This is a genomic window from Novosphingobium nitrogenifigens DSM 19370 (assembly GCF_000192575.1).
GTDB classification, from domain to species: domain Bacteria; phylum Pseudomonadota; class Alphaproteobacteria; order Sphingomonadales; family Sphingomonadaceae; genus Novosphingobium; species Novosphingobium nitrogenifigens.
Genome location: NZ_GL876926.1, coordinates 143658 through 168123 on the forward strand (window position 1 = coordinate 143658; position 24466 = coordinate 168123).

The following is a 24466-nucleotide window of genomic DNA, read 5'->3' on the forward strand; positions in this document are numbered from 1 at the left end:
GTCGTTTCATGCCCAACCTTTGTGACATCATGATCGTGCGTGGCGCACGGTTCATCTTTGCCCAAGGAAGGAAAGACTATACCGGCGCCGAACACTTCGCTTTACCGGTGTCCGTGATGTTCAGCCGACTCATCGAATGGGGCAGATCCCAGGTTCCGACGCGCGAGCGCCTCGAGCGCAATCGCTTTGTCGCGCCGCTTGCGGCGAAACCGGAACTGTGGCGCTTCACTCGTCGGACGGTCCCGCGCGGCGTGGCGATCGGGCTTTTCGTCGGCATTTTCCTGATGGTGCCCGGATTGCAGGTCGTTGGCGCGGCGCTTTTGTGCCTGCCTTTCCGGGCGAACATCCCGATTGCCGCGATTACGACGTTCGTGTCGCTGCCCCCGACAGTCCTCTTCGTCTTTCTTCCTGCGGCGGCCGAAATCGGAAATCGATTCGGCTATCATGCCGATCTCGCGACGGTGACGGGCTTTATCGCGCGTGGCGCGACGCCTGCCGAATGGCTCGCGTGGGGGGAAAGTGATGCGGCTCCGGCCATCGGGCTGGGCCTGATCCTGCTTGCGCTGGCAGCTGCCGTGCTCGGTCATGTGATCGCTTCACGGGTATGGCGCTGGCGGGTGATGCGGCGGCGTCAGTTGCGGCAGGGCCAGTTGCGTCGACCGGGGCGCCTCGCCCTTGGTGACAGTCGCGACGCGACGCTCGTCGGGGCCGGGCAGGTGGACGCGTGAACGCATTGATTGCCGAATCTCCCGCGCCTTCGCGATCGTGGCGCGACGTGCTGATCGTGGCGGCCGGACTGACGGGTACCGCCGGGCTGCTCGGCTTTGTTACCGGCGACGTTCTGCCGCCCTTGGCGTTTGCGGGTGGGGCGATGATTCTCGCCGGGGCGATCCGGGGCGGGCTCGCTTTGCGGCCCCAACCCGAAAGCCTCGAATTCGCCGCGCCCGACTGGTCGGTCACATATGCCGCGATCGAGCATCCCTCCGATGCGATCGCGATTACCGATCGCGCCGGGCGACTGGTCTGTGCCAATGGCCGCTTTACCGAATGGTTCGGCACTTCGCCGCCGCCGCGTCTGCCGCTGGCGGCGGCCGATCCTGCACGCGCCGATGAAGCGGCGCGGATCGCATGGCGCGACGGTTCGGCGCTGGTCGAGGAAGTGACGGCCGCTGCCGGGACATTCAGCCTGTCGGTGGAGCGGGCCGGGCGGGGCGAGGACCACTTGGTCTGGCGCCTGGTTCCGATCGTCCGCGACGATCCGGTGGCTCAGGCCATTTCCGCCATCGGGGGCAAGATCGGCCGCGCGCTCGGGCGCGAGAGCATTCAGGCTGCCGTGGTGGCGCCCGACGGCCACGTTCTTGCAGCCAATCGCAGCTTTGCCGAACGTGCTGCGGGCGTCGATGAAGCGGGTATCGTCGGCAGCGATTTCGTCTCGCATTTCGAGGCCGACGCGCAACAGGACATCTATTTCGTCAGCGAACGCGGACGGGGCCTTCCCGTCCGGTTCCTGCATGTCCCGATTTCCGATCCGGACGATGGAGAGGAAATCGATCCGTCGATCTGTCCTTCGGTGTTCCTGATCGTCGATACCAATGCGGGCGTCGGTGACGCGCGGGCCGGATTGCCACAGATCGAGGCACTGCTGGCACGCCTGCCGCTTGGCCTTGGCATGGTGGACCGCGACGGACGCTTTCTCTTTGCCAATTCGGCCTTCCTGCGCGCGGCCGGGCATGAGGGCAAGCAACCGCCGCCCTATCCGTCCGACCTTGTCATTCGCGAGGACAAGGGGGCCTTTGCCGATGCCGTCCGCCGCCATGCGCAAGGGGCGCCGACGTCGGGCGATGTTGCCGTGCGCTTGCGCAACACGCCGGACGAACCGGTGCTGATCAGCCTTGCCGCCGTGCGCGGCCTTGGCGAAGGTGCGGTGCTGCTCAGCCTCAAGGATTCGAGCGAGGAAACCCGGCTCAAGCACGAGATCGCGCAAGCCTCGAAGATGCAGGCGGTCGGGCAGCTGGCCGGTGGTGTGGCGCACGATTTCAACAACGTGCTCACCGCGATCATCGGCTATTGCGATCTGATCCTGATGCGCCACACGCCCGGTGACAGCGATTACGACGACATTCAGCAGATCAAGGCCAATTCCAACCGCGCGGCCAGCCTGACCCGCCAGTTGCTCGCCTTTTCGCGGCAGCAGACGCTTCGTCCGCAAGTTCTGCAATTGCCCGACGTCGTGGCCGAAGTCTCGACACTGCTCAAGCGGCTGCTGGGCGAGAAGATCACGCTGGAAGTCAGTCACGACCGGGGGCTGGGTGCCGTGCGCGCCGATCCGGTGCAGCTTGAACAGGTTCTGCTCAACCTTGCCGTCAATGGCCGCGACGCCATGGCGGACAACAAGGTCCCGGGCGTGCTCAAGCTCATGACCCGGCGCATCTCGGCCGATCAGGTGCGGGCGATGAAAGTCGATTTCCTGCCGGTCGGGGAATATACCGCGCTGATTGTCGAGGATAACGGTCACGGCATTGCGCCTGAGCTCCTCGACAAGATTTTCGAGCCGTTCTTCACCACCAAGGATCGGGGGAAGGGCACCGGCCTCGGGCTGGCGACCGTCTACGGCATCGTCAAGCAGTCGGGCGGGTTCATTTTCGCCGACAGCGAACAGGGCAAGTGGACCCGGTTCTCGATCTTCCTGCCTGTCCATATTCCCGATGCGGGCGAACTGGCCGAAGCCGCACGCGAGCGGCAACCGGAAGTGCGTCGGCAGAAATGGACCCATGGCGGGCGCGTCCTGCTGGTCGAGGACGAGGACACCGTTCGCGCCGTCGCCGAACGGGCGCTGGTGCGTCAGGGGTACGAAGTGACGACGGCCAGCGACGGCGAGGAAGGGTTCGAGACTCTCGTCCGCACCTATGAGGAAGGCGGCGGGTTCGATCTCGTCGTTTCCGACGTGGTCATGCCGACCATGGATGGCCCGGCGATGGCCCGCGAAATTCGCGCCCATCGTCCGGAACTGCCGTTCCTGTTCATGTCCGGCTATGCCGAGGAAACGCTGCGGCGGGAAATCGACATTCCCAACATGCATTTCCTGCCCAAGCCGTTCTCGGTCCAACAGATCGTTTCGGCGGTGGAAGACGTGCTGCGCGGAACCGCAGGCGCCTGAAACGCGCGCTCGAGTCGAGCTTTCGCGATCCATTCCCGTCATCGGCGCCCGCCTTTCTCGCGGGTGTGGGTATCTGTGGGTTTCTCTTTGTCCCGCCACGTCTTCGGGGGTGCTTGTGCGTTCGGGCGGGGAAAATCCAAATGTGCTAAGTGGTTGCTATTCTTTGCTTCCGATTTGGCGAGAAATTTATGTTCCCCTCTTGTTCCATTGGAACGAATAGAGTACGAAGTGGGTGTTGACGGTCCCTGTCAGCCATCTCTAGCAAGGGGGGAGTGCAAAGCCATGGCAGCGCAGCTCAAGCTCATTCAGGAAGGCAAAGAAAAGGAAATGGACCGTCAGAAGGCGCTCGACGCGGCGCTCGCCCAGATCGATCGGGCATTCGGCAAGGGCTCGGTGATGAAGCTCGGGCAGAAAGAGACGATGCAGATCGAGGCGATCTCCAGCGGATCGCTCGGGCTCGACATCGCGCTCGGCATCGGCGGTCTGCCGCGTGGTCGTATCGTCGAAATCTACGGGCCGGAAAGCTCGGGCAAGACCACGCTTGCGCTCCACGTCATTGCCGAGGCGCAGAAGGCAGGTGGCACCGCCGCTTTCGTCGACGCCGAACATGCGCTTGACCCGGTCTATGCCAAGAAGCTGGGCGTCGATATCGACAATCTCATCGTTTCGCAGCCCGACACCGGTGAGCAAGCGCTGGAGATTACCGATACGCTGGTTCGTTCGAACGCGATCGACGTGCTGGTGGTCGACTCGGTTGCAGCATTGGTGCCTCGCGCCGAAATCGAAGGCGAAATGGGCGACAGCCACGTCGGTCTTCAGGCCCGTCTGATGAGCCAGGCCCTGCGCAAGCTGACCGGCTCGATCAGCCGTTCGCGCTGCCTCGTCATTTTCATCAACCAGGTTCGCATGAAGATCGGGGTGATGTACGGCAATCCAGAAACCACGACGGGCGGCAATGCGCTCAAGTTCTATGCCTCGGTCCGTCTTGACATCCGTCGGACCGGACAGATCAAGGATCGCGACGAGATCGTCGGCAACGCCACGCGCGTCAAGGTGGTGAAGAACAAGGTCGCCCCGCCGTTCAAGCAGGTCGAATTCGACATCATGTACGGCGAAGGCATTTCCAAGATCGGCGAAATTCTCGATCTGGGGGTCAAAGCCGGCCTCGTCGAGAAGTCGGGCGCTTGGTTCAGCTATGACTCGATCCGCATCGGTCAGGGGCGCGAAAACGCGAAGAACTATCTGCGTAACAATCCCGAAGTCTGCAATCGTCTGGAGGCAGCCATCCGCAGCCGGACCGATCAGGTTGCCGAAGGCATGATGACCGGCCCGGATGCAGAGGATGACGCCTGAAGCATCGTTTTGAGGCAGTGACCCCGGTTTTCTCGAACCTGTGTTTCGGGATCGGGGATGTCTCAATCCCTCTGGCGCATGCCCTGATGAGTGTGTCCCACAGGTTACTTCCTGATCAGAGATCGGCGCGCTTCCCGACCGAAGCGCGCCGTTTTTTTGTATGAAAATCGTGGCCGGGTCCGTCGTGTGGGGGCTTGTCCGCCTGTCTCCTTTCGGTCCATCACGGGAAAAATCGATCGAAAAAATCGACAGGGAAAGAACGGCATGACCAGCGGAAGTGATTGGCAGGGGCGCGTGGGACGGTCCTGGGCGGAACAGTGGCAGCGGACCGACCGCAGCTTTGCCAACCTCACGCCCAGGTTGCTCGATGCGATCGCGAAGGAACCGGGCAGCCATATTCTCGACATCGGATGCGGTGCGGGGGAATTGTCGCTGGCATTGGCGGCGGCCCGTCCCGAAGCGAGGATTGCCGGGATCGACATCGGTCCCGATCTGGTCGCGGCAGCGCGGGAGCGAGCGAGCGGAACGGCCGTCACGTTCCATTGCGGGGACGCAGGGGTATTCGTCGATCCGGCCGGAGCGCCTGATTTGCTGGTCAGCCGTCACGGGGTCATGTTCTTCGCCGACCCGCCTGCGGTGTTTCGCCATTTTGCCGCCATTGCCGCGCCGGACGCGCGACTGGTGTTCAGCTGCTTTCGCGATCGGGAGGGCAATCGCTTTGCCGACCTGTTCGACGCCATTCTGCCGCCGCCGGCCGATACCGTCACGGACGAGGTCGGGGATTTCCCCCCGGGGCCTTTTGCCTTTGCCGATCCCGACCATGTGCGGCGCTGCCTTGCCGGATGGCGCGACGTGGCTTTCACACCGGTGGACTTTGCCTATGTCGCGGGGGCAGGGGACGATCCGGTCGCCGATGCTCTCGCCTTTTTTGCGCGGATCGGTCCGGCGGCGCCTCGCCTTGCCGCTCTCGAACCTGTCGAGCGAAAAGACGTGCTGGGGCAGATGGCGGACGTCCTCGAAGGGTATCATCGCGACGGTCGCGTGACATTGCCCGCTGCCGCATGGGTCATATCGGCAACAGTGGAGCGGTCTGCGCGCTGAAACCCGCTTGTTCGGCGGCGCTTGGTCGCCTAATCGGCATCCCATGACATCGACGAACGAAATCCGCCGGTCCTTCCTCGACTATTTCGGCTCCAATGGGCACGAAGTGGTGCCTTCCGCGCCGCTCGTTCCCTATAACGACCCGACGCTGATGTTCACGAATGCGGGGATGGTCCCCTTCAAGAACGTCTTCACCGGGCTCGAGACCCGAGCTCAGCCCCGCGCGACTTCCTCGCAGAAGTGTGTGCGCGCCGGGGGCAAGCACAACGACCTCGATAACGTCGGGTATACCGCGCGGCATCATACGTTCTTCGAAATGCTGGGGAATTTCTCCTTCGGAGACTACTTCAAGGAACAGGCGATCACTCATGCCTGGACCTTGCTGACTCGCGAATGGGGCCTGCCCAAGGACAAGCTCCTGGTCACGGTCTATCACACCGACGACGAGGCATTCGGCCTGTGGCAGAAGATCGCGGGACTTTCCGACGATCGCATCATCCGCATCGCGACCAAGGATAACTTCTGGGCGATGGGCGACGATGGCCCGTGCGGTCCCTGTTCGGAAATCTTCTACGACCACGGTCCGTCGATCTGGGGCGGCCCTCCGGGATCGGCCGACGAAGATGGCGACCGCTTCATCGAGATCTGGAATCTCGTGTTCATGCAGTTCGAGCAGACCGCCGGGGAAATCACCGGCAACCTGCCCAAGCCCAGCATCGACACCGGTATGGGTCTCGAACGCATTGCGGCCGTGCTTCAGGGCGAACACGACAACTATGACATCGACACGTTCCGCGCGCTGATCGCGGCGAGCGAGAACCTGACCGGGGTCAAGGCGGACGACGCGCACCGCGCCAGCCATCGCGTGATCGCCGACCACTTGCGCTCGTCGAGCTTCCTCCTGGCCGACGGCGTGCTGCCTTCGAACGAAGGGCGCGGTTATGTCCTGCGCCGCATCATGCGCCGCGCCATGCGCCATGCGCATCTCCTGGGGGCCAAGGAGCCCTTGATGCATCGCCTCGTTCCCTCGCTGATCACGGAGATGGGCGCGGCCTATCCCGAACTCGGTCGCGCCCGCGCGCTGATCGAGGAAGTGCTCGAGCGCGAGGAAACCCGTTTCCGCCAGACCCTCGCCAACGGCCTCAAGCTTCTCGACGAAGCGACCGACGGCATGGATGAAGGCGCCAAGCTGCCCGGTGAAACCGCGTTCCGCCTCTATGACACGTATGGCTTCCCTTACGACCTGACCGAAGACGCGCTGCGCGCTCGCGGCATTTCGGTCGATCGCGACGGCTTCGACGCCGCCATGGCGCAGCAGAAGGCTGCTGCTCGCGCCGCCTGGAAGGGTTCGGGCCAGACTGCCGACAGCGAAGTGTGGTTCGACATCGCCGAACGCGTGGGCGCGACCGAATTCACCGGCTACACCGCCACCACCGGCGAGGCGCAAGTCGTTGCACTGGTCAAGGACGGCAAGGAAGTGACCGAGGCGAATGCCGGGGACGCGGTCACCGTCATCACCAACCAGACCCCGTTCTACGGCGAATCCGGCGGCCAGCAAGGTGACACCGGCACGATCACCGGCCCCGGCCTCGTGCTTGCAGTCGGAGACACGCAAAAGCCGCTCGGCAAGCTGCACGCGCATCAGGGCACGGTCGAAACCGGCACGATTCGCGTCGGCGATCTGGTTCGTCTGGCCATCGACACGGCTCGCCGCGACGCGTTGCGTGCCAATCACTCGGCGACGCACCTGCTGCATCAGGCGCTGCGCAACCGCCTGGGTCAGCATGTCATGCAGAAGGGCTCGCTGGTCGCGGGTGAACGCCTGCGCTTCGACTTCTCGCAGCCCACGGCGCTTTCCGCCGAGGACATTGCAGTCATCGAAGCCGAAGTGAACGCGCAGATTCGCGGCAACAGCCCGGTCGTCACCCGCCTGATGACTCCCGACGACGCGATCGAAGCTGGCGCCATGGCGCTGTTCGGCGAAAAGTACGGCGATGAAGTCCGCGTGCTGTCGATGGGGGGCTCGTCCGATGCGACCTATTCGGTCGAACTGTGCGGCGGCACCCACGTCCGCGCATTGGGCGACATCGGCGTGTTCCGTATCGTTTCGGAAAGTGCCGTGTCGTCGGGTGTGCGCCGTATCGAGGCACTGACCGGGGAAGCCGCGCGCCAGTGGCTGGTCGGACGCGAAGACGCGCTCAAGCATACCGCAGGACTGCTGCGCACGACGCCCGAGGAAGTCGAAACGCGCGTCGCCGCGCTGATCGAGGAACGGCGCAAGTTGGAACGCGAACTCGCAGAAGCGAAAAAGGCGCTTGCGCTGGGCGGCGGCGGAGCAAGCCCGGCTGACGCCGACGAGGAAATCGGCGGCATCAAGTTCTCGGGCCAGGTGCTCGAAGGCCTTGATCCCAAGGAACTGCGCGGCTTGCTCGATCAGGCCAAGCAGCGTCTGGGCTCGGGTGTCGCTGCCGTGGTCGCCGTCAACGAAGGCAAGGCCAGCATCGCGGCTGCCGTGACCGACGATCTTGTCGGCAAGGTCAGTGCCGTCGATCTGGTGCGCGCGGGCGTTGCAGCGCTTGGTGGGAAGGGCGGCGGCGGTCGTCCGGACATGGCGCAGGGCGGTGGTCCCGACGGCAGCAAGGCCGCCGAGGCGATCGCTGCGGCCAAGGCTGTCCTGGCGGGCTGATCCCAACCAAACTTTCTTCCGTTTTCAGATGAAAGGCCGTCTTCGGCAGGGTTGCTTCAGCAGCTTTGCCGGGGCGGCCTTTTTGTTGGCGGGCAATGGGGGTATGTTTTCGGTAGAAATGGGGCATGCTCTCTGTCTGTGACGCAGAACTGAGACAGGCAAGGCGGGCGATGTGCCGGGAAGGCCCCCGTCCTGTCGCCTTTGGGTCGACGCCCTTGCAAGCCATGTGCTTGAATGTGCGGGCCTTATCACGTGCGGCTGAAGCGTGTTCAGCCGGGTTGATAAAGCGCAATGCCCCCTGCCGCTCGCTTGGGCAGGAAAACGCGGTGAAGGTGCGCGGATCCTTCCGACGCACAGTTTCAGGAGATGTTTGATGGCCCGGACGATGAAGGCTGCCGTAGTTCGCGAATTCGGCAAACCGCTGGTGATCGAGGAAGTGGCCGTGCCGGAACCAGGCCCGGGTCAGATTCAGGTCGCCATTCAGGCGTCGGGCGTGTGCCACACCGACCTTCACGCCGCTTGCGGCGACTGGCCGGTGAAGCCCCAGCCGCCTTTCATTCCCGGTCATGAAGGTGTGGGATATGTCTCTGCCGTCGGCGCAGGCGTCACCCATGTGAAGGAAGGCGACCGCGTCGGCGTTCCCTGGCTCTACACGGCATGCGGCCATTGCCGTCACTGCCTCGGTGGCTGGGAAACCCTGTGCGCCGAACAGCTCAACACCGGCTATTCGATCAACGGCGGTTTTGCCGATTACGTGATCGCCGATCCCAATTTCGTCGGCCACCTGCCTGCCAATATCTCGTTCCAGCAGATCGCGCCGGTGCTCTGCGCCGGGGTGACGGTCTACAAGGGGCTCAAGGTCACCGATACCAAGTCCGGTGATCTGGTGGTCATTTCCGGGATCGGCGGGCTTGGCCACATGGCAGTGCAATATGCGGTCGCGATGGGGCTCAATGTCGTTGCGGTGGACATCGACGATGCGAAGCTCGAACTCGCGCGCAAGCTGGGCGCGATCGCGACGATCAACGCTCTCCATGAAAATCCCGGTGAAGCGATCCGCAAGGCCACCGGCAGCGGTGCGCAGGGTGTGCTGGTCACGGCAGTCGGTACCAGCGCATTCCGTCAGGCAATCGACATGGTCGACCGTGGTGGAACGATCGCGCTCAATGGTCTTCCGCCGGGCGAATTCGGCCTACCCATTTTCGACGTCGTGCTCGAAGGCATCACCGTGCGCGGCTCGATTGTCGGGACCCGCCTCGATCTTCAGGAATCGCTCGATTTTGCGGCAGCGGGCAAAGTCCGCGCGACGATCGAGACCGCCAAGCTCGACGACATCAACGCCATCTTCGATCGCATGCACAAGGGCCAGATCGAAGGCCGCGTGGTCCTCGACATGGCCGAATAAGCCTTCGTTCAAGCCTCGACAGCTCACAAAAAAGGCCCCGGCATTACGCCGGGGCCTTTTTTCGTGGTCCATAGACCGGTCGGGAGAGGGGCCTTCGCATGGCTCGCCGGAGCGAGCCCATGCGAAGGGAAATCCTCAGGACCAGCTGGCCATCTTGGTTTCGAGGTTCTTCACGATCGCTTCGAAGAACTGCTCGGTGGTCATCCAGGGCTGGTCGGGCCCGATCAGGATGGCGAGGTCCTTGGTCATCTTGCCGCTTTCGACGGTTTCGATGCAGACCTTTTCGAGCGTTTCGGCGAACTGCACCACTTCGGGGGTTTCGTCGAAGCGGCCGCGATAGATCAGGCCACGGGTCCAGGCAAAGATCGACGCAATCGGGTTGGTCGAGGTCTGCTTGCCCTGCTGGTGCTGGCGGTAGTGACGGGTCACGGTACCGTGAGCAGCTTCGGCTTCGATGGTCTTGCCGTCGGGCGACATCAGAACCGAGGTCATCAGGCCCAGCGAACCGAAGCCCTGCGCGACGGTGTCCGACTGCACGTCGCCGTCGTAGTTCTTGCAAGCCCAGACGAACTTGCCCGACCACTTGAGCGCCGAGGCGACCATGTCGTCGATCAGGCGGTGCTGGTATTCGATGCCGGCAGCAGCGAACTTTTCCTTGAAGCCTTCGGTTTCGAACACTTCGGCGAACAGATCCTTGAAGCGGCCGTCATAGGCCTTGAGGATGGTGTTCTTGGTCGAAAGGTAGACCGGCCAGCCCAGCGAGAGGCCGTAGTTGAAGCTCGCGCGAGCGAAGTCGCGGATCGAGTCGTCGAGGTTGTACATCGCCATGGCGACGCCAGCGCTCGGGAAATCGAACACGTCGAGGTCGATCTTTTCGCCGTTTTCGCCGTCCCAGACGAGACGCAGCTTGCCCGGACCCGGGATGCGGGTGTCGGTGGCCTTGTACTGGTCACCAAAAGCGTGACGGCCGACGACGATGGGGTCGGTCCAGCCCGGAACCAGCCGGGGAACGTTCTGGATCACGATCGGTTCGCGGAAGACAACGCCGCCAAGAATGTTGCGGATGGTGCCGTTGGGCGACTTCCACATCTTGTGCAGGTTGAATTCGGTGACGCGCGCTTCGTCGGGGGTAATGGTCGCGCACTTGACGCCGACACCGTATTCCTTGATCGCATTGGCGGAATCGATGGTGATCTGGTCGGCGGTGGCATCGCGGTTCTGGACCGACAGGTCGTAGTACTTGAGGTCGATATCCAGATAGGGAAGGATCAGTCGTTCGCGGATCCATTCCCAGATGATGCGGGTCATTTCGTCGCCGTCGAGTTCGACGATCGGGTTTTTCACCTTGATCTTGGCCATGTCGATATCACGCCTTCCTGGGTGGGAGAGAGGTCGCAGGGTCTGACACCAAACGCGCCCTGGGGTGAGTTTCGAACCAGACTCTCATGCCGGTTCCCTTAGCAGGTGCGACAAACGGTGCAAGCAGCGCCGCCCCCCATGACCTCCCCCGACTTTCGGCGCATTCGTCGTAGGATGAGAGTCTGGGGATGAGAGTCTGGGGATGAGAGCCTGGGCCGACACCCGGGGTGCGGCACCCGCGCCGGCCCGTCGGAGTTTCGAACCGGACATCGATCCTGTTCGGTACTGGACAGGGAGGGGGAATGCGGCCTAGAACTTAATCGATCAATTAAGTTGTTGGGAGAGCTATTCATGACCCAGACCCTTGCGCAGGAAGCCGAAGTTCTGACCGAGATCAGCGGCAATGTCCTGATCGTCACGCTCAATCGGCCCGAGGCAAAGAATGCTATGAACAAGGCGGCGGCCGAAGGGATCGCCGCGGCGATGGACCGGCTTGATGCGGATGGTGCCTTGCGTTGCGCCATTCTGACCGGGGCAGGGGGAACGTTCTGTTCGGGCATGGATCTCAAGGGGTTTCTGCGTGGCGAGTCGCCTTCCGTGCCCGGGCGCGGGTTCGGGGCGCTGTCGCAATGGACGCCGAAAAAGCCGATTATCGCCGCAGTCGACGGGTATGCGCTGGCAGGGGGCATGGAACTGGCGCTCGCATGTGACCTGATCGTGGCCCATGGCGGGGCGAAGTTCGGCATTCCCGAAGTGAAGCGCGGTCTTGCCGCAGCGGCAGGCGGGCTGATCCGGCTTCCGCGCCAGATCCCGCCGCGCATCGCAATGGAGCTTGCCCTGACCGGGGATTTCATCACGGCCCAGCGCGCCTATGAGCTTGGCTTCATCAATCAGATCACCGAGGGGCCCGCGATCGAGGCAGCCCGCGTGCTCGCCGCCCGCATTGCCGAGAACGGACCGCTCGCGCTGATCGCGTCGAAGGCCATCGTGCGCGACTCGCACGAATGGACCGAAGCGGACATGTGGGGGCGGCAGCAGGCCTATATCGACCCGGTGTTCACTTCGCAGGACGCGCGCGAGGGGGCGGCGGCCTTTGCCGAGAAGCGCAAGCCCAACTGGCAGGGAAAGTGATCCCCGGCCGGGGAGGACCGCCCCGGCGCCATGCCTGAAAAAAGGAAGGGCGGCGATGCAGGTGCATCACCGCCCTTTTTGGGATCAGGCACGCGCCCGTTGGATCAGAAGCCCAGGACGAGTGTCCCGATCACCGCGCGCGGCGCACCGATCTGTGCATTGGTGAGGGTGCCGGTGAAGGTCTGGGTGGGCGAGGTCGTGGCGCTGAAGCCGCCGACATAGTGCTGGTTGAACAGGTTCGACACGTTGAGCTGGACATAGGAGCTGTCGTTGTGGAGCCCGAGCGCCGCCAGCTTCATGCGGACGTCGATGTCGACCAGCGTATATTCGGGAGTCTTGGCCGGATAGACGACCGCGCCGTCGGTCACACCGGTATTGCCCGAGGACAGGAACGGCGTGTTCTGGTCGTTCACATAACGGGCGCCGGTGTGCTTGAGCTGCACCCCGAACAGCAGCGGGCCGTAATTGCCCTGGAGACGGCCGCCGACGGTGTACTGCGGAATGCCCGATTCGAACTTGCCCGCCGTCTGGTAATAGGCGAGCTGGTTGACGGTGGTGCAGCCGTTGACGCCGATGGCAACCATCGTCGTCGAGCACGAACCGGCGGTGACATTGCTCTGGATTTCGGAGTGCAGCCACGAGCCGAAGACCATCGCGGTCACGTGTTCGTTGACGTTGTAGGCAAGGTTGGCATCGATGCCGTAGCGCTTTACCGAGCCGAGGTTCGAATAGATCGAGGTGCCTTCGGTCGGGTTGTAGGCGGTGCCGAGACGATTGCTGAAGTGGGTGTACCAGAGATCCACCTGCGCCGTGACCTTGCGGTCGTTGATGCGCCAGCCAAGGTCGAAATTGTCGGTCTTTTCAGGCTGGGCTTCGACGCCGGGTGTACCCTGCTGGAAATAGAACGACTGGTAGAGCGCGGTGGTCTGCGGCGCGGAATACCCCTTCGAGTAGTTGAAGAAGGTTTCGCCGACCGGCAGGACGAACGTCAGGCCTGCATTGGGCAGGACCGCGCTATAGGAATACTTGCGCGTCTGGGGCAGGGCGGAGCCGCTCGGCGATCCGCTCGATCCGATGCTGTAGGGGAAGGCTGCCTGATAGGCTGCCGCTGAATCCCCGAAGGCGCAGCTGACGCCGCCGCCTGCGTTGCGGGTGAAGCAGTAGTTGGTCAGCTGGCGCTGAAGGAAAGGAACGCGCAGGCCTGCGGTGACGGTCAGGCGATTGTCGAGGAACTTGCCGCGATACTCGCCCGAGACCTGGTGCATCGTCGCGATCGAGTCGGTGTCGCGCTTCTGGATCAGGCTGCCGCCCGTGTCCGAGATCGGGTTGTTTACGGCCCAGACGTTGAGCGCGCCGCCGTCGCTGCCGATCGGGGTCATTTCACCCGACTGCGTGATGTCCGAGCGGGCAAAGGCATATGCGACGCGCAGAGTCTGGCTGGGGGCTGCGTCGTAGCGGAGCGAGGTGGTGAGCGCGACACGGTGGGTCTTGGTCTGGCTGGGGACGAGCATGCGGACAGAGTCGATGCTGTCGCCGTCGCCGTTGAGATCCTTGCCAAGGTAATAGCTGCCGTTGACGTAGCCGTAGAGGGGCGTTCCGCTCGGGATCGAAGTGGCCGAGGCCGTCGTGCACTTGCCCGAAACCAGATAGCAGCCCGACTCATAGGCGTTGGCCGTGCCGCCACCGTTCGCCTTGGTGAACTGGTACGAAGGGTCGAAGGTGAACGTCAGCTTGTCGGTCAGCGTCAGCTTCATCGCCGCGCGCAGGTTGAGCAGGTTGGCTGGATTGTAGCGGTAGTCGAACGCGCTGCCGCAGGAATTGGCGCTGTCGGCGACGCCCTTGGTCCCGGTCGCCGTGGTGCAGCCGCTGTAGTTGTAATAGCTGCCCGGCCCCGTCGTCGCGGGGAAAGAGGTGAGGCCCGAACCCGAGTCAGCGGCGAGCGCGGTGTTCGACAGCGGCACCGAGCCCGAGAAATTGTTGCGCAGGACGACATAGAAACCGGCAAGTGAGATGAAGTCGCCCGGCTTTGACAGCGGCTGATAGATGCGGCCGTTGAACTCGTGTTTGCGGATGTGGCCATAGTTGTTGAACGGGGAATCGTTCTGCGTCTTGCTGGCCGAGAACCACGCCTTGGTCCCCCACGGACCGAACGTGCCGGTGTCGATCATGCCGAACACGCGATAGTAGTGGTCAGTGCCGCCCGATGCGACCAGCTTGGCGTGGGTCTTGTCGGTCGGCATGTGCGAGATGAAGTTGACCGTCGAGCCCGAGGCCGAGGACGTCGGGCTGTCGACGTCGGTCGTGCCGAGATTGACCGTCACTTTGTCGATCACTTCGGTGTCGAGCAGTTCCTGCGCATAGAGCGCATAGTTGCCGTCATCGTTCAACGTGACGCCGTCAAAGGTTTCGGAAATGCGCGTGGCGTCAAACCCGCGAATGGTGAGCGTGCCGCCCGCACCGCCGTAGGGGTCGTTGTTCTGAAAGCTGACGCCTGGCAGGTAGTTGATGATGTCGTTGATCGACTGGCCCGGAACCTGATGTTCGATGAAGGCCTGATTGAGTTCGAGTTTGGCTTTCGACGTGTCGGGAATGACAAGGCCGTCGATGCCGCGCCTGGCATTGTCGTGCGTTCCGGTGACGACGATTTCCTTGTCGAAATCGAGCGTGCCGGTCGATTGCGCGAAAGCCTGGGTTCCGGTGATGGCCATCCCCATGGCGAGCAGGCTCACGCCCCAACGGGCCTTCGAATACGAAGTCATCAGTTCAGCTCCCCTCAACTCGGCGCGGTGCGCCTGTGCTTTCGCTGCATTGCAAAAGCACCCAAGTGAGCGGGCCAATCACAGGTCCGTGTTACAGCTTGAGCGAGGCTGTTTCGGATCGGTGACAATCTGTGATCGAATTGCCGGGGGTGTTGCCCTTATGTCTCAACAGGATTCGGCACAGTGCCCCCGCATCTTCCCCTAGGGGGATGTATACCCGTGCTAACCGCGTTCCGGGGTATCCGATCGTACTTCCCTATCGAGTGCCGGATCTCTGGAAATGACTTCTAACGAACCTTTCGTGACCCTTGACGAAGGCAATTACCGCTCGTTTCCCGGCATCGTGAGGCTGGTGCGGCGTTCGGGCGGCAAGGCTCTTGATCGCCTGTACGTGAGGATTTCCGAGCATCCGGTGACCCGGGCCCTGTTGCCGACGGCGGAAAGTCGCGAGCGTGCCTCCCGGGCGCAGCTGGCGCATTGGGAAACGCTCTTTTCCGGACGGTTTGATGCCGCCGCGATCAAGCGGTCGGCCCATATCGGTGAAGTCCATGCCCGCGTCGGTCTTACTCCGAATTTCTATGTCGGCGGTTATGCCCTTACCCTCGAAGAACTGATCGGCAGCGCCTTTGCCGCGCATCGGGTGGCGCAGATGGCGGCGCCGGGGTTGCGTGGGGTGATCGCGACGCTGGTCAAGACGGCCTTGCTCGACATGGAGGCGGCACTCGGCGCCTATTTCCATGCCGAGGAAAAGGAACGCAGTCAGGCCATCCAGCGTCTGGGGGCGGCTCTGTCGGCGATGGCGGTCGGCAATTTCCAGGCCGATCTTGCAGGGATGCCCGCCGCCTACAACCAGATCACCGAGGATTTCCACGCGATGCGCCGGGACATCAGCCGGATCATCGTGCACATGACCGAGGCGGCCGAAAGCATCGATCTGGGCGCACACGAGATCAGCGCGGCTGCGCATGATCAGGCTGAGCGGACCGAGCGGCAGGCGGCGTCTCTGGCGCGGACGGCGGACGTCATGAAGAATGTGGCGCAAGCGGTCGAAACCACCGCCCAGAGCGCGCAGACGGTCGATCAGACCGTGTCCGATGTCGACGAGCGTGCCCGTGAAGGCGGGGCGATCGTGCGCGATGCCATGGTGGCGATGGACAAGATCAAGGCTTCGTCCGAGGAAATCGCCAAGATCATCGAAGTGATCGAGGGGATCGCGTTTCAGACCAACCTGCTCGCGCTCAATGCCGGGGTCGAAGCGGCACGGGCGGGGGACGCGGGCAAGGGCTTTGCAGTCGTTGCCAGTGAAGTTCGCGCCCTTGCGCATCGAACGGCTGAATCGGCCAAGTCGATCAAGGACCTCATCAGCAAGTCGAGCCAAGACGTCGGCGAGGGGGTCGAACTGGTCGCCAAGAGCGGCGCCGCGCTCGAAACGATCATCGAGCGGGTCGAGACGGCGACGACGCAGACGCGCGAAATTGCGGCCAATGCCGCAGAGCAGACCGAGAGTCTGCGCCGTGTCAGCAAGGAAATCGCCGACATGGACACCGATACCCAGCAGAACGCGGCGATGGCGGAGGAAACCAATGCGGCTGCCCGCGGGCTGAGTGATCAGGCAACGCGCCTCTCGACTCTGGTGGCCCGTTTCCGGCTGGAGCGCCGTGACAAGCGTCGCGGCGAAGGTGATTGGGCGGGCAAGGGGTCTTCGGACGCGAAGAGTGGCGAAGGGGAGGTCGAGCCGCAGCGTTTGAGCGCATAATGCCGACCAGCCGTGAGCTTGCCTCATCCGTGGGTTGTATAAGGCCGCGCGCCATTTGAGCGACACGACCTGCGATGAGTTTATCTCATCGCAGGTCCGTATAACGCGCAGGGCGCCGTGAATCGGCGTGTAATCGTCCAGATCTCATAACGAAAAAGCCCGCCTGACCATTCGGTCGGCGGGCCTTTTTGATGATGGTGGGCGTAGCAAGGATTGAACTTGCGACCCCTACGATGTCAACATAGTGCTCTACCACTGAGCTATACGCCCGCACCATCATTTTGTTCCGTCAGCCTCTCGGCGTCGGGAGCGCCCCTCTACCCAGAGGATGGGGGGCTGGCAAGAGGGATATGGCCAAAAAATTCATTTTTTTCCGCAAGTGCCCAAAAAATCCCGGTTTTCTGCGGAATTTCGGTTCAGTGGCGCGGCCCGCCGTTTCCGGCCAGCGGATTGTCGGCAAAGAGGCGCTCGACCTCGAGGACGAGGTCGCGAAGGTGAAACGGCTTGGACAGCACGCGGGCCTGGGGGGCTTCGCGATTCGCCTTGAGCGTGACGGCGGCAAAGCCGGTGATGAACATGACTTTGGTGCCGGGGCTGATATCGGCGCACCGTTGGGCCAGCTCGATCCCGTCCATTTCGGGCATGACGATGTCCGAGAGCAGCAGGTCAAAGTGTTCGCGTTCGAGCAGAGGCAGGGCCGTCGTACCGCGATCGACGGCGCTGACCGAGAAGCCTGCGGTCTCGAGCGCGCGCGAAAGGTACGTGCGCATCGCTTCATCGTCTTCGGCCAGCAGGATACGAATCATGATCACCTTCTTTTCGAACGTTTTTCCGTGAGTCGGTGGCGTCCGGGCGAGGGGCATTCTACTCCACGGCTGGCGCCTCCGACACGCTTTACCGGGGCATGGCGTGTCGGTGATCCGGCTCTTGCCGTCTTATAACGGCGGGGGGGTTAAAAATGTGCGGCTGAAATGGCGGAGCGTCACTTTGACAGCGACGAGAATCGGTTGCAGCGTAGGGACATGGCGGTTTCCGGATTTCTTTCTGGTGATTCTGACAAAGGCATCGAACCCTTTGAAGGTGGCGCGATTCCCGGCTTGCCCGGTGCCCGCGCGTTTCATGGCCGATTGGGTGAGCAGGCATCCATTCCGGTGGTCATCGCCGCGCCCCATGGCGGACGATGCTATCCCGCCGATCTGGTCGATGACTTTCGGTTTTCCGAGTGTGTCACCCGGCGGCTGGAAGACCGGCTGGTTGATCGCTTGGCCGATGCCGTGGCGTTGCGCACGGGGGCTCCGGTCCTGATCGCAGAGGCGCCCCGGGCGATGATCGATCTCAACCGTTCGGTCGACGACGTCGATTGGGACATGGTGGCGGGCGCGCCCGCTCCATCGCTGCCGCGCGGGTCTCAGACCGGCTTTCGCGCGCGAAGCGGACTTGGGCTGGTGCCTCGGCGCCTGCCAGGGGCCGGAGAACTGTGGAAGGGGCGACTGCCTTACGACGAATTGGTCGCACGCATTGCGCAGATCCACCGGCCCTATCACGCCACGCTCGAGGCGATGGTGGAAGGGGTGAGGGCGCAATGGGGCGCGGTGCTCCTGATCGACCTCCATTCGATGCCGCCCTTGCCGCCGGTCGATGGCGTGGCTGCGCGGTTCGTCATCGGCGACCGGTTCGGCACCGCCTGTGACGGGGCTCTGGTGGCGTCGATCTTTGCCTATCTCGGCGCCGCGCAACAGTTGGCGTCCCACAACCGGCCTTATGCCGGTGGCTATGTGCTCGACCGCCATGCGCGCCGCGCCGAGGGCATCCACGCAGTCCAGATCGAGATCGACAGGACGGCCTATCTCGACCCCGCGTTCGATCGGGAGGGGGCGGGGTTTGACGGCATGGTCGCGTTGCTGACGGGCCTTGTTCAGCGACTGGCCGACGATGTCGCCGCGATCGGGCGCGAGCGTCTGCTCTGGCGTACGGCTGCCGAGTAATCCCTCAGGCAACGCCGTCGAGCAGCCCGTTGCAGGGCTCACAAGGCATCAGGTGCCATTAAAAAAACCACCTGGAGACATGCTCCAGGTGGCCAAGGTTCAGGGAGGAGGTGCGCTCGAAAGCGCACCGGTTGGACCGGGCCATGAGGGGAGCGCCGGTGCAACAAGGAAACGATAGGCAAGGTGCTCTCGCAGCGCAAGAAATTTTGCGTGAACGTGCCAAAACCTTGCGTTCATCTGCACGAAAGCTTTGTCTCTATTTGTCGCGTAGGCGCGCTTTTCACAGGATTCTGCGGGGGTAACGGGACGCAGGTGTCGCTTGCCCGGCGCTGAGCGCGCCATCGCGCGAGCACAAAAAAGGCGGGGCGAGGCGCAGGGGACTGCGTCTCGCCCCGCCCGGGCTCCGGTCAGGCCGGATCGACTCAGAAGGCGGGAGCAGGCTCGGCCAGAACGCCCGGACCCTTGCCCTGCTGAACCTGCAGGCTGAAGATCTGGCTCATGAGGTCGAGCGAGAAGATGTGGGCGTAGAGCAGGGGCAGCAGCCCGCTCTGGACCCACCCGCGCAGGATGTCGCCGCGCATGTTGCGCAGCTTTTCCTGATCAACCATCTGGAAGCCGCGATAGACGAAGGGCTGGCCGCCTTCCTGACGCTGGATCGATACTTCGCCTTCCATCAGGAGGTCGTGCTTCTTGAGCTCGTCGATGAAGGCCTGCGTGCGCTGGCCAGCCTGTTCGAACTGTTCGCAGAACTGGAGCGCGTTCTTGGTCGTCTGCGAGGCTTCGTCACCGTTGAACAGTGCTTCGCCGTCGGTGAATTCGCCGATCAGTCCTGCGGTCGGGTCGAAGCACAGCGACAGCTCTTCCGATTCGGGCTGGAGCTTGGCCAGCATGAACGGATAGCGGCGCGCATAAGCGGGCAGGTAAAGGTTGGGGGCCACGGTGCCGTCTTCGCTCACGAACACGTTGGTGCCTTCGTTAAGGCCCATCAGCGCGAGCGGAACGGTGTTTTCGCCGCTGGCAAAGACGATCGGATAGTGGCGGGCAGCCTGCGGGAATTCCTCGACGGTCAGCGGCACGGCATGCTGGTTGGAAAGCCAGGGGGCCTTGTCGACGCCACGCGCGCGCCAGGTCTGGTGATCGCGCGTGTTGAGCGGGATCAGGTCATTGTAAAAAAGGGGCAGGTTGGCTGGCGCGCTGGCCATCGGTCACTCTCCGTAGAACAGATGCCGGAAGCAGCCTGAGCCCCCCGGCAGAGCCGAGGGTTTAGGAGAGGCGAAGAGGGCGCGCAAGGCCGACTGCAACACGGTTGTCACAGTCGGGCGCGCCTTTTTTGGCGATCAGATCAGCTTGCCGGGATTGAGCAGGCCTTGCGGGTCGAGCGCCGCCTTGACCGCGCGCAGGACGTGGAGCGCGGCCGGGTCGCCCAGACGCGCAAGTTCGTCGCGCTTCATCTGGCCGATGCCGTGTTCGGCGGAAATCGATCCGCCCCATTGGGTGACGAGATCGTGGACCTTGCGGCTGATCGCCTTGCCGTCGCCCGCTTCCCAGCTCGGGCCGTCCGATCCTGCCGGGGCAAGCACGTGGAAATGAATGTTGCCGTCGCCCAGATGGCCAAAGCCGACTGCCGTCGTGCCGGGGAATTCGCTTTCGAAAAAGGGAACGGCGAAATCCATGAAATCGGCCATGCGTTCGACCGGCACGCTGATGTCGTGCTGCATCGCCGGGCCGATCGCGCGTTCGGCCGGAGAGATCGATTCACGCAGGAGCCAGAACGCCTCGGCCTGGGTCTCGTTGGCTGCGATCGTCGCGTCTTCGACGAGGCCTTCCTCAAAGGCACTGACGAGCAGGGTTTCGGCAAGCTCCGGCAGGCGTTCAGCGTCGCTTGCATCGGCGACCAGTTCGATCAGGACATGCCACTCGTGCGCCCCTTCGAGCGGGGAGCGCGCCTGCGGCAGATAGTCGAGCACGGCTTCGAGGCTGTGGCGGGGAAGGACTTCGAACCCTTCGAGGGCTTTGGCAGCCTTGGCCTGCGCGTGGAGCAGCAGCTTGCGCGCGTCCTGGATCGAGGGGACACCGGCCCAGAGCACCGCGCGGGCGGCAACCGCCGGTTCGAGCTTGAGCGTGGCGGCGGTGACGATGCCGAGCGTTCCTTCCGAACCGATCAGCAATTGCTTCAGGTCGAAGCCGCGGTTGTCCTTCTTGAGCGGGATCAGCTGGTTCAGGACCGATCCGTCGGCGAGTACCGCTTCGAGTCCCAGAACCTGCGCCCGCATCGATCCGTGGCGCAGCACCTGGGTGCCGCCCGCGTTGGTCGAGATGAGGCCGCCGACGGTGGCCGAGCCCTTGCCGCCCAGCGAAAGCGGGAAGCGCAGGTTCACGCGTTCGGCTGCTTCGTGAAGCGTTTGCAGGATCACGCCCGCTTCACATTCGGCGAGCTGGCCGGTCGTATCGATTCGCCGGATCGCGTCCATCCGCCGCAGATTGAGCAGGATGGCCTGGCCGGTGGTATCGGGCGTCGCGCCGCCCGACATGCCGCTGTTTCCGCCCTGGGGCACGATCGGCACGCCATGCTTGCCGCACAGTCGGACGAGCTCTGCCACTTCGCCGGTAGTGGCCGGGGTGGCGAGGCCGAGGGCACGCCCGGTATAGCGTCCGCGCCAGTCGGTCAGCCACGGCGCCATGACGTCGGCGTCGGTGGTGAAGCCCTTGGGGCCGAGCAGGGTCGCTGCGGCATCAAGGAATTCGGCGGGCGCTGCGGTCTGGGGCAGGGCTGTTTGGGGCAGGGTCGTTTCAGCAGTCATGCCGCTTTCGCTACCGAGCGTGCCATGGCGGGGCAATGTCTTTCCGAGCGGGGGCATCTTTCGGGGCGGAAAATCGGGAGTGGAAGGAGTGCGCCCCGGGGGCGCGACGGCATCCGGGTTAAGCGAGGGTTCAAATGTGCTGGCGAAAAGAGATTGCCAGAAGGTAACAAGGTATCAACAAAGCAAGGCAACAGGACCGGGGTGAGTGCGCGCGGGGGCGTACCGGTCGTTGAGGGACGCAAGACCGTGCAGTGATGAGATTTGTCGTCGTACCCCGGCGTTGCGGGGATATCCCTTCATGCCATGTCCCGGGCATTCGTCCGATGCGGGAATCGGTTTCCGTCGCCGGAGACGCGCCGCAATGATGCGGATCGCGCCCCTTGTCGTGACGGTCGGGCTTTGCGCCATGCTTGCCCCGTGTGGGGCCATGGCGATCGATGCCCTGTTCGTTCCCGGGCTGGGTGCGGATGCCAGGGCTGCCTCGCATGGGCGCGAGCGTGCAGGCCTTGCGCATGTGCCATCTTTCGAAACGAAAGGGGACGAAGCCGGAGTGGGCGAAACCGGCGCGGGGATGTCGGCGCTGGATCTGGGCGAGGCGCTCGGCGAAGGCAACTGGAACCAGGTGCGCATCGAACAGCACCTGATCATCCGTATCACGCCGCGCATGGCCGGGCCCGATCCCAATGCTCCCCCGCCGCCGCCGCCCGAGCCGGTGCGCCTGCGCGAACGCAAGACCGCTTCATGCATGCCGGTCGGTGCGATCGCCGGGGTCCGTCCGCTGGGCGAAGGGCGGATCATGCTGATGATGCGTGACCGGCGATTGATCGCGGCGGATCTGGCCCGCAATTGCAGCGGCCGGGATTTCTACATGGGATTCTATCTTACCTCGAACAACGACGGGCAGCTCTGCGTGGAGCGCGACACCATCCATTCGCGTGCGGGGACGAGCTGCACGATTACGCGGATGCGCGAACTGGTGCCGGAAAACTGATCCGCAGTGGTCGCGACATGCGGCTTTTCTTGACTTTCCTGCCATTATCGTCTTAGCGCGGCGCAAGTCTGGGTGGGGCGTCAGTCGCGCCACCTCCGGCTTGCGATATCGATCTTGTTTCCGGATCGTCATGGACCCGCGCGAACGGCATCAGCCGGACGTTGTCCGTCCGGACCGGGGCAAGGGGGCGATCCCGACCATCGCTGGCCGATGTTGCACAGATACCTTCGTTTCCTGACTTTCACGCTCCTGTATTTGGAAAACCGGCACCCCATGAAATTCGCCGATCTCGGCCTGTCTGACGAACTTCTCAAGTCGGTATACGATGCCGGCTATGACGAACCGACTCCGATTCAGGCGCAGGCCATTCCGTCGGTTCTGATGATGCGAGACCTGATCGGGATCGCCCAGACCGGCACCGGCAAAACCGCCAGTTTCGTGTTGCCGATGATCGACGTTCTCGCTCATGGCCGACGCCGGGCCTTGATGCCGCGTTCGCTGATTCTCGAACCGACGCGCGAACTTGCAGCGCAAGTCGCGGAAAATTTCGAGAAGTACGGCAAGAACCATGACTTGCGCATGGCGCTGCTGATCGGCGGTGTGCAGATGGGCGATCAGGTCAAGGCGCTGTCTGACGGGGTCGATGTGCTGATCGCGACGCCCGGCCGCTTGATGGACTTGTTCGAGCGGGGCAAGATCCTGCTGACCGGGTGCGAGTTGCTGGTCATCGACGAAGCCGACCGCATGCTCGACATGGGCTTCATTCCCGACATCGAATCAATCTGCTCCAAGCTGCCGACGACGCGCCAGACCTTGCTGTTTTCGGCAACGATGCCTCCGCCGATCAAGAAGCTGGCCGATCGGTTCCTGTCGAACCCGAAATATATCGAGGTGGCGCGGCCCGCGAGCGCCAACATCAATATCGTCCAGCACAAGGTAGCCTGCGCCAGCCGGGACAAGCGCAAGGTTCTGCGTCATCTCCTGCGTACGGACAATGTCTCGACCGCGATTGTCTTTGCCAACCGCAAGACGACCGTTCGCGACCTTGCCAAGAGCCTGAAGCGTCACGGTTTTGCCGCCGGGGAGATCCATGGCGACATGGATCAGCCGCAGCGTCTTGCCGAATTGCAGCGTTTCAAGGACGGACAGATCAACATCCTGTGCGCCTCCGACGTTGCGGCGCGCGGACTTGACGTCAAGGGCGTCAGCCACGTGTTCAATTTCGACACGCCTTGGCATCCCGACGACTATGTGCACCGTATCGGCCGTACCGGTCGCGGTGGGGCGAGTGGTCGTGCTTTCACGTTGGTCAGTGCCGAGGATGCCGAGGCGATCGCCAATGTCGAGAAGCTGACCGGGATACCGATTCCGGTCATCACGGTCGATCTGGGCAAGGACGAAAGCGAAGACGAAAAGCCTGTCCGCGCTCCTCGCAAGCATACCAAGGACAAGCCCGCCAAGACGGACGAGGTGCTTCCCCGCATTGCAGGCGACGTCGAAACGAAGTCGCGAGCCGCAGCGAAGCCTCCGAGGAAGAGCGAGCGACGCGAAGTCCGTCAGCCCGAACCGGTTTTCGAGCCGGTCGGCGAACCGAGCGCATGGAACGGTCCGATTCCGGGGTTCCTGCATGTCTCGGCGTTGTCCCCGACGGCCTGATCGCCCCGAGGGTCGGTTCGACTGCACTTAACCCAATCTTGGGAAAAATCGTGGCAATCATGTGCGACCGGCCGGAGTCCGGGCGCACATGGGGGCAATGACGATGCGTTTTCTGGGGGATCTGCTGGCTCGGATCGGCAATGACGAGAGCGGGGCCACGGCAATCGAATATGGGCTGATCGCGGCCTTGATCGCAACGGGGGCGATCGTCGCGATGGGATCGCTGGGCAATTCCCTGTCCAACACGTTCAGCTTGGTCTCGACCGACATGGGCAAGGCTCAGAGCGGCAAATACTGACGCCCGGCGTCTGATATCATGCAAAAAG

At 63.3% G+C, this 24466-nt stretch carries 17 protein-coding genes and 1 tRNA gene; 12 read left to right on the forward strand and 6 right to left on the reverse strand.

Annotated elements, in window-relative coordinates:
- Nucleotides 1-8: 8 nt before the first annotated feature.
- From Y88_RS01100 to Y88_RS01125, 6 genes are all read left to right on the forward strand, one after another.
- Nucleotides 9-728, forward strand: a complete 720-nt coding sequence (locus Y88_RS01100; protein WP_018075293.1) for a DUF2062 domain-containing protein — start codon at nucleotides 9-11, stop codon at nucleotides 726-728.
- The gene (locus Y88_RS01105) at nucleotides 725-3157 is read left to right on the forward strand and encodes a hybrid sensor histidine kinase/response regulator (protein ID WP_008065382.1); all 2433 of its coding nucleotides are present in this window, start codon (nucleotides 725-727) and stop codon (nucleotides 3155-3157) included. The genes Y88_RS01100 and Y88_RS01105 overlap by 4 nt, the downstream gene beginning before the upstream one ends.
- A gap of 282 nt (nucleotides 3158-3439) precedes the next feature.
- The gene (gene recA / locus Y88_RS01110; RefSeq protein WP_008065391.1) at nucleotides 3440-4510 is read left to right on the forward strand and encodes a recombinase RecA; all 1071 of its coding nucleotides are present in this window, start codon (nucleotides 3440-3442) and stop codon (nucleotides 4508-4510) included.
- 264 nt (nucleotides 4511-4774) lie between these two features.
- On the forward strand, nucleotides 4775-5611 hold the full coding sequence (locus tag Y88_RS01115; RefSeq protein WP_008065398.1) for a class I SAM-dependent methyltransferase: 837 nt from the start codon (nucleotides 4775-4777) through the stop codon (nucleotides 5609-5611).
- A 43-nt stretch (nucleotides 5612-5654) separates the two neighbouring features.
- Nucleotides 5655-8297: an alanine--tRNA ligase gene (gene alaS / locus Y88_RS01120; protein ID WP_008065399.1), complete on the forward strand. Its 2643-nt coding sequence runs from the start codon at nucleotides 5655-5657 to the stop codon at nucleotides 8295-8297.
- Nucleotides 8298-8670: 373 nt separating this feature from the next.
- Entirely contained in the window at nucleotides 8671-9702 is a 1032-nt protein-coding gene (locus Y88_RS01125; RefSeq protein ID WP_008065400.1) for a zinc-dependent alcohol dehydrogenase, read from the forward strand.
- A 135-nt stretch (nucleotides 9703-9837) separates the two neighbouring features.
- On the opposite strand, the gene Y88_RS01130 is transcribed toward Y88_RS01125, so the two are convergent.
- Entirely contained in the window at nucleotides 9838-11061 is a 1224-nt protein-coding gene (locus Y88_RS01130; RefSeq protein WP_008065401.1) for an NADP-dependent isocitrate dehydrogenase, read from the reverse strand.
- Nucleotides 11062-11412: 351 nt separating this feature from the next.
- On the opposite strand from Y88_RS01130, the gene Y88_RS01135 reads away from it, so the two are divergent.
- Entirely contained in the window at nucleotides 11413-12192 is a 780-nt protein-coding gene (locus tag Y88_RS01135; protein WP_008065402.1) for a crotonase/enoyl-CoA hydratase family protein, read from the forward strand.
- 104 nt (nucleotides 12193-12296) lie between these two features.
- Here Y88_RS01135 and Y88_RS01140 read toward each other — a convergent pair whose 3' ends face one another.
- Nucleotides 12297-14951, reverse strand: coding sequence for a TonB-dependent receptor (locus Y88_RS01140; protein ID WP_018075290.1), 2655 nt, complete (start codon nucleotides 14949-14951; stop codon nucleotides 12297-12299).
- A gap of 301 nt (nucleotides 14952-15252) precedes the next feature.
- Here Y88_RS01140 and Y88_RS01145 point away from each other — a divergent pair, with 301 nt between their 5' ends.
- Complete coding sequence (locus Y88_RS01145; protein WP_008065404.1) at nucleotides 15253-16707, forward strand: globin-coupled sensor protein; 1455 nt, start codon at nucleotides 15253-15255, stop codon at nucleotides 16705-16707.
- A 195-nt stretch (nucleotides 16708-16902) separates the two neighbouring features.
- Here the strand turns inward: Y88_RS01145 and Y88_RS01150 are convergent.
- Nucleotides 16903-16977: transfer RNA gene (locus tag Y88_RS01150), tRNA-Val, on the reverse strand.
- Between the two features lie 146 nt (nucleotides 16978-17123).
- A complete protein-coding gene (gene cpdR / locus Y88_RS01155; RefSeq protein WP_008065405.1) occupies nucleotides 17124-17513 on the reverse strand; it encodes a cell cycle two-component system response regulator CpdR in 390 nt (129 codons plus the stop codon).
- 216 nt (nucleotides 17514-17729) lie between these two features.
- Between cpdR and Y88_RS01160 the strand changes: the two genes are divergently transcribed.
- Nucleotides 17730-18692: an N-formylglutamate amidohydrolase gene (locus tag Y88_RS01160; protein ID WP_008065407.1), complete on the forward strand. Its 963-nt coding sequence runs from the start codon at nucleotides 17730-17732 to the stop codon at nucleotides 18690-18692.
- A gap of 422 nt (nucleotides 18693-19114) precedes the next feature.
- On the opposite strand, the gene Y88_RS01165 is transcribed toward Y88_RS01160, so the two are convergent.
- A complete protein-coding gene (locus Y88_RS01165; RefSeq protein ID WP_008065409.1) occupies nucleotides 19115-19894 on the reverse strand; it encodes a SapC family protein in 780 nt (259 codons plus the stop codon).
- Nucleotides 19895-20029: 135 nt separating this feature from the next.
- A complete protein-coding gene (locus Y88_RS01170) occupies nucleotides 20030-21493 on the reverse strand; it encodes an FAD-binding oxidoreductase (RefSeq protein ID WP_018075287.1) in 1464 nt (487 codons plus the stop codon).
- Nucleotides 21494-21854: 361 nt separating this feature from the next.
- Here Y88_RS01170 and Y88_RS01175 point away from each other — a divergent pair, with 361 nt between their 5' ends.
- The 3 genes from Y88_RS01175 (at nucleotide 21855) to Y88_RS01185 (ending at nucleotide 24438) form a co-directional block, all read left to right on the forward strand.
- Entirely contained in the window at nucleotides 21855-22484 is a 630-nt protein-coding gene (locus Y88_RS01175) for a hypothetical protein (RefSeq protein ID WP_008065417.1), read from the forward strand.
- 273 nt (nucleotides 22485-22757) lie between these two features.
- On the forward strand, nucleotides 22758-24140 hold the full coding sequence (locus Y88_RS01180; protein ID WP_018075286.1) for a DEAD/DEAH box helicase: 1383 nt from the start codon (nucleotides 22758-22760) through the stop codon (nucleotides 24138-24140).
- A gap of 97 nt (nucleotides 24141-24237) precedes the next feature.
- A complete protein-coding gene (locus Y88_RS01185; protein WP_018075285.1) occupies nucleotides 24238-24438 on the forward strand; it encodes a Flp family type IVb pilin in 201 nt (66 codons plus the stop codon).
- Nucleotides 24439-24466: the final 28 nt, after the last annotated feature.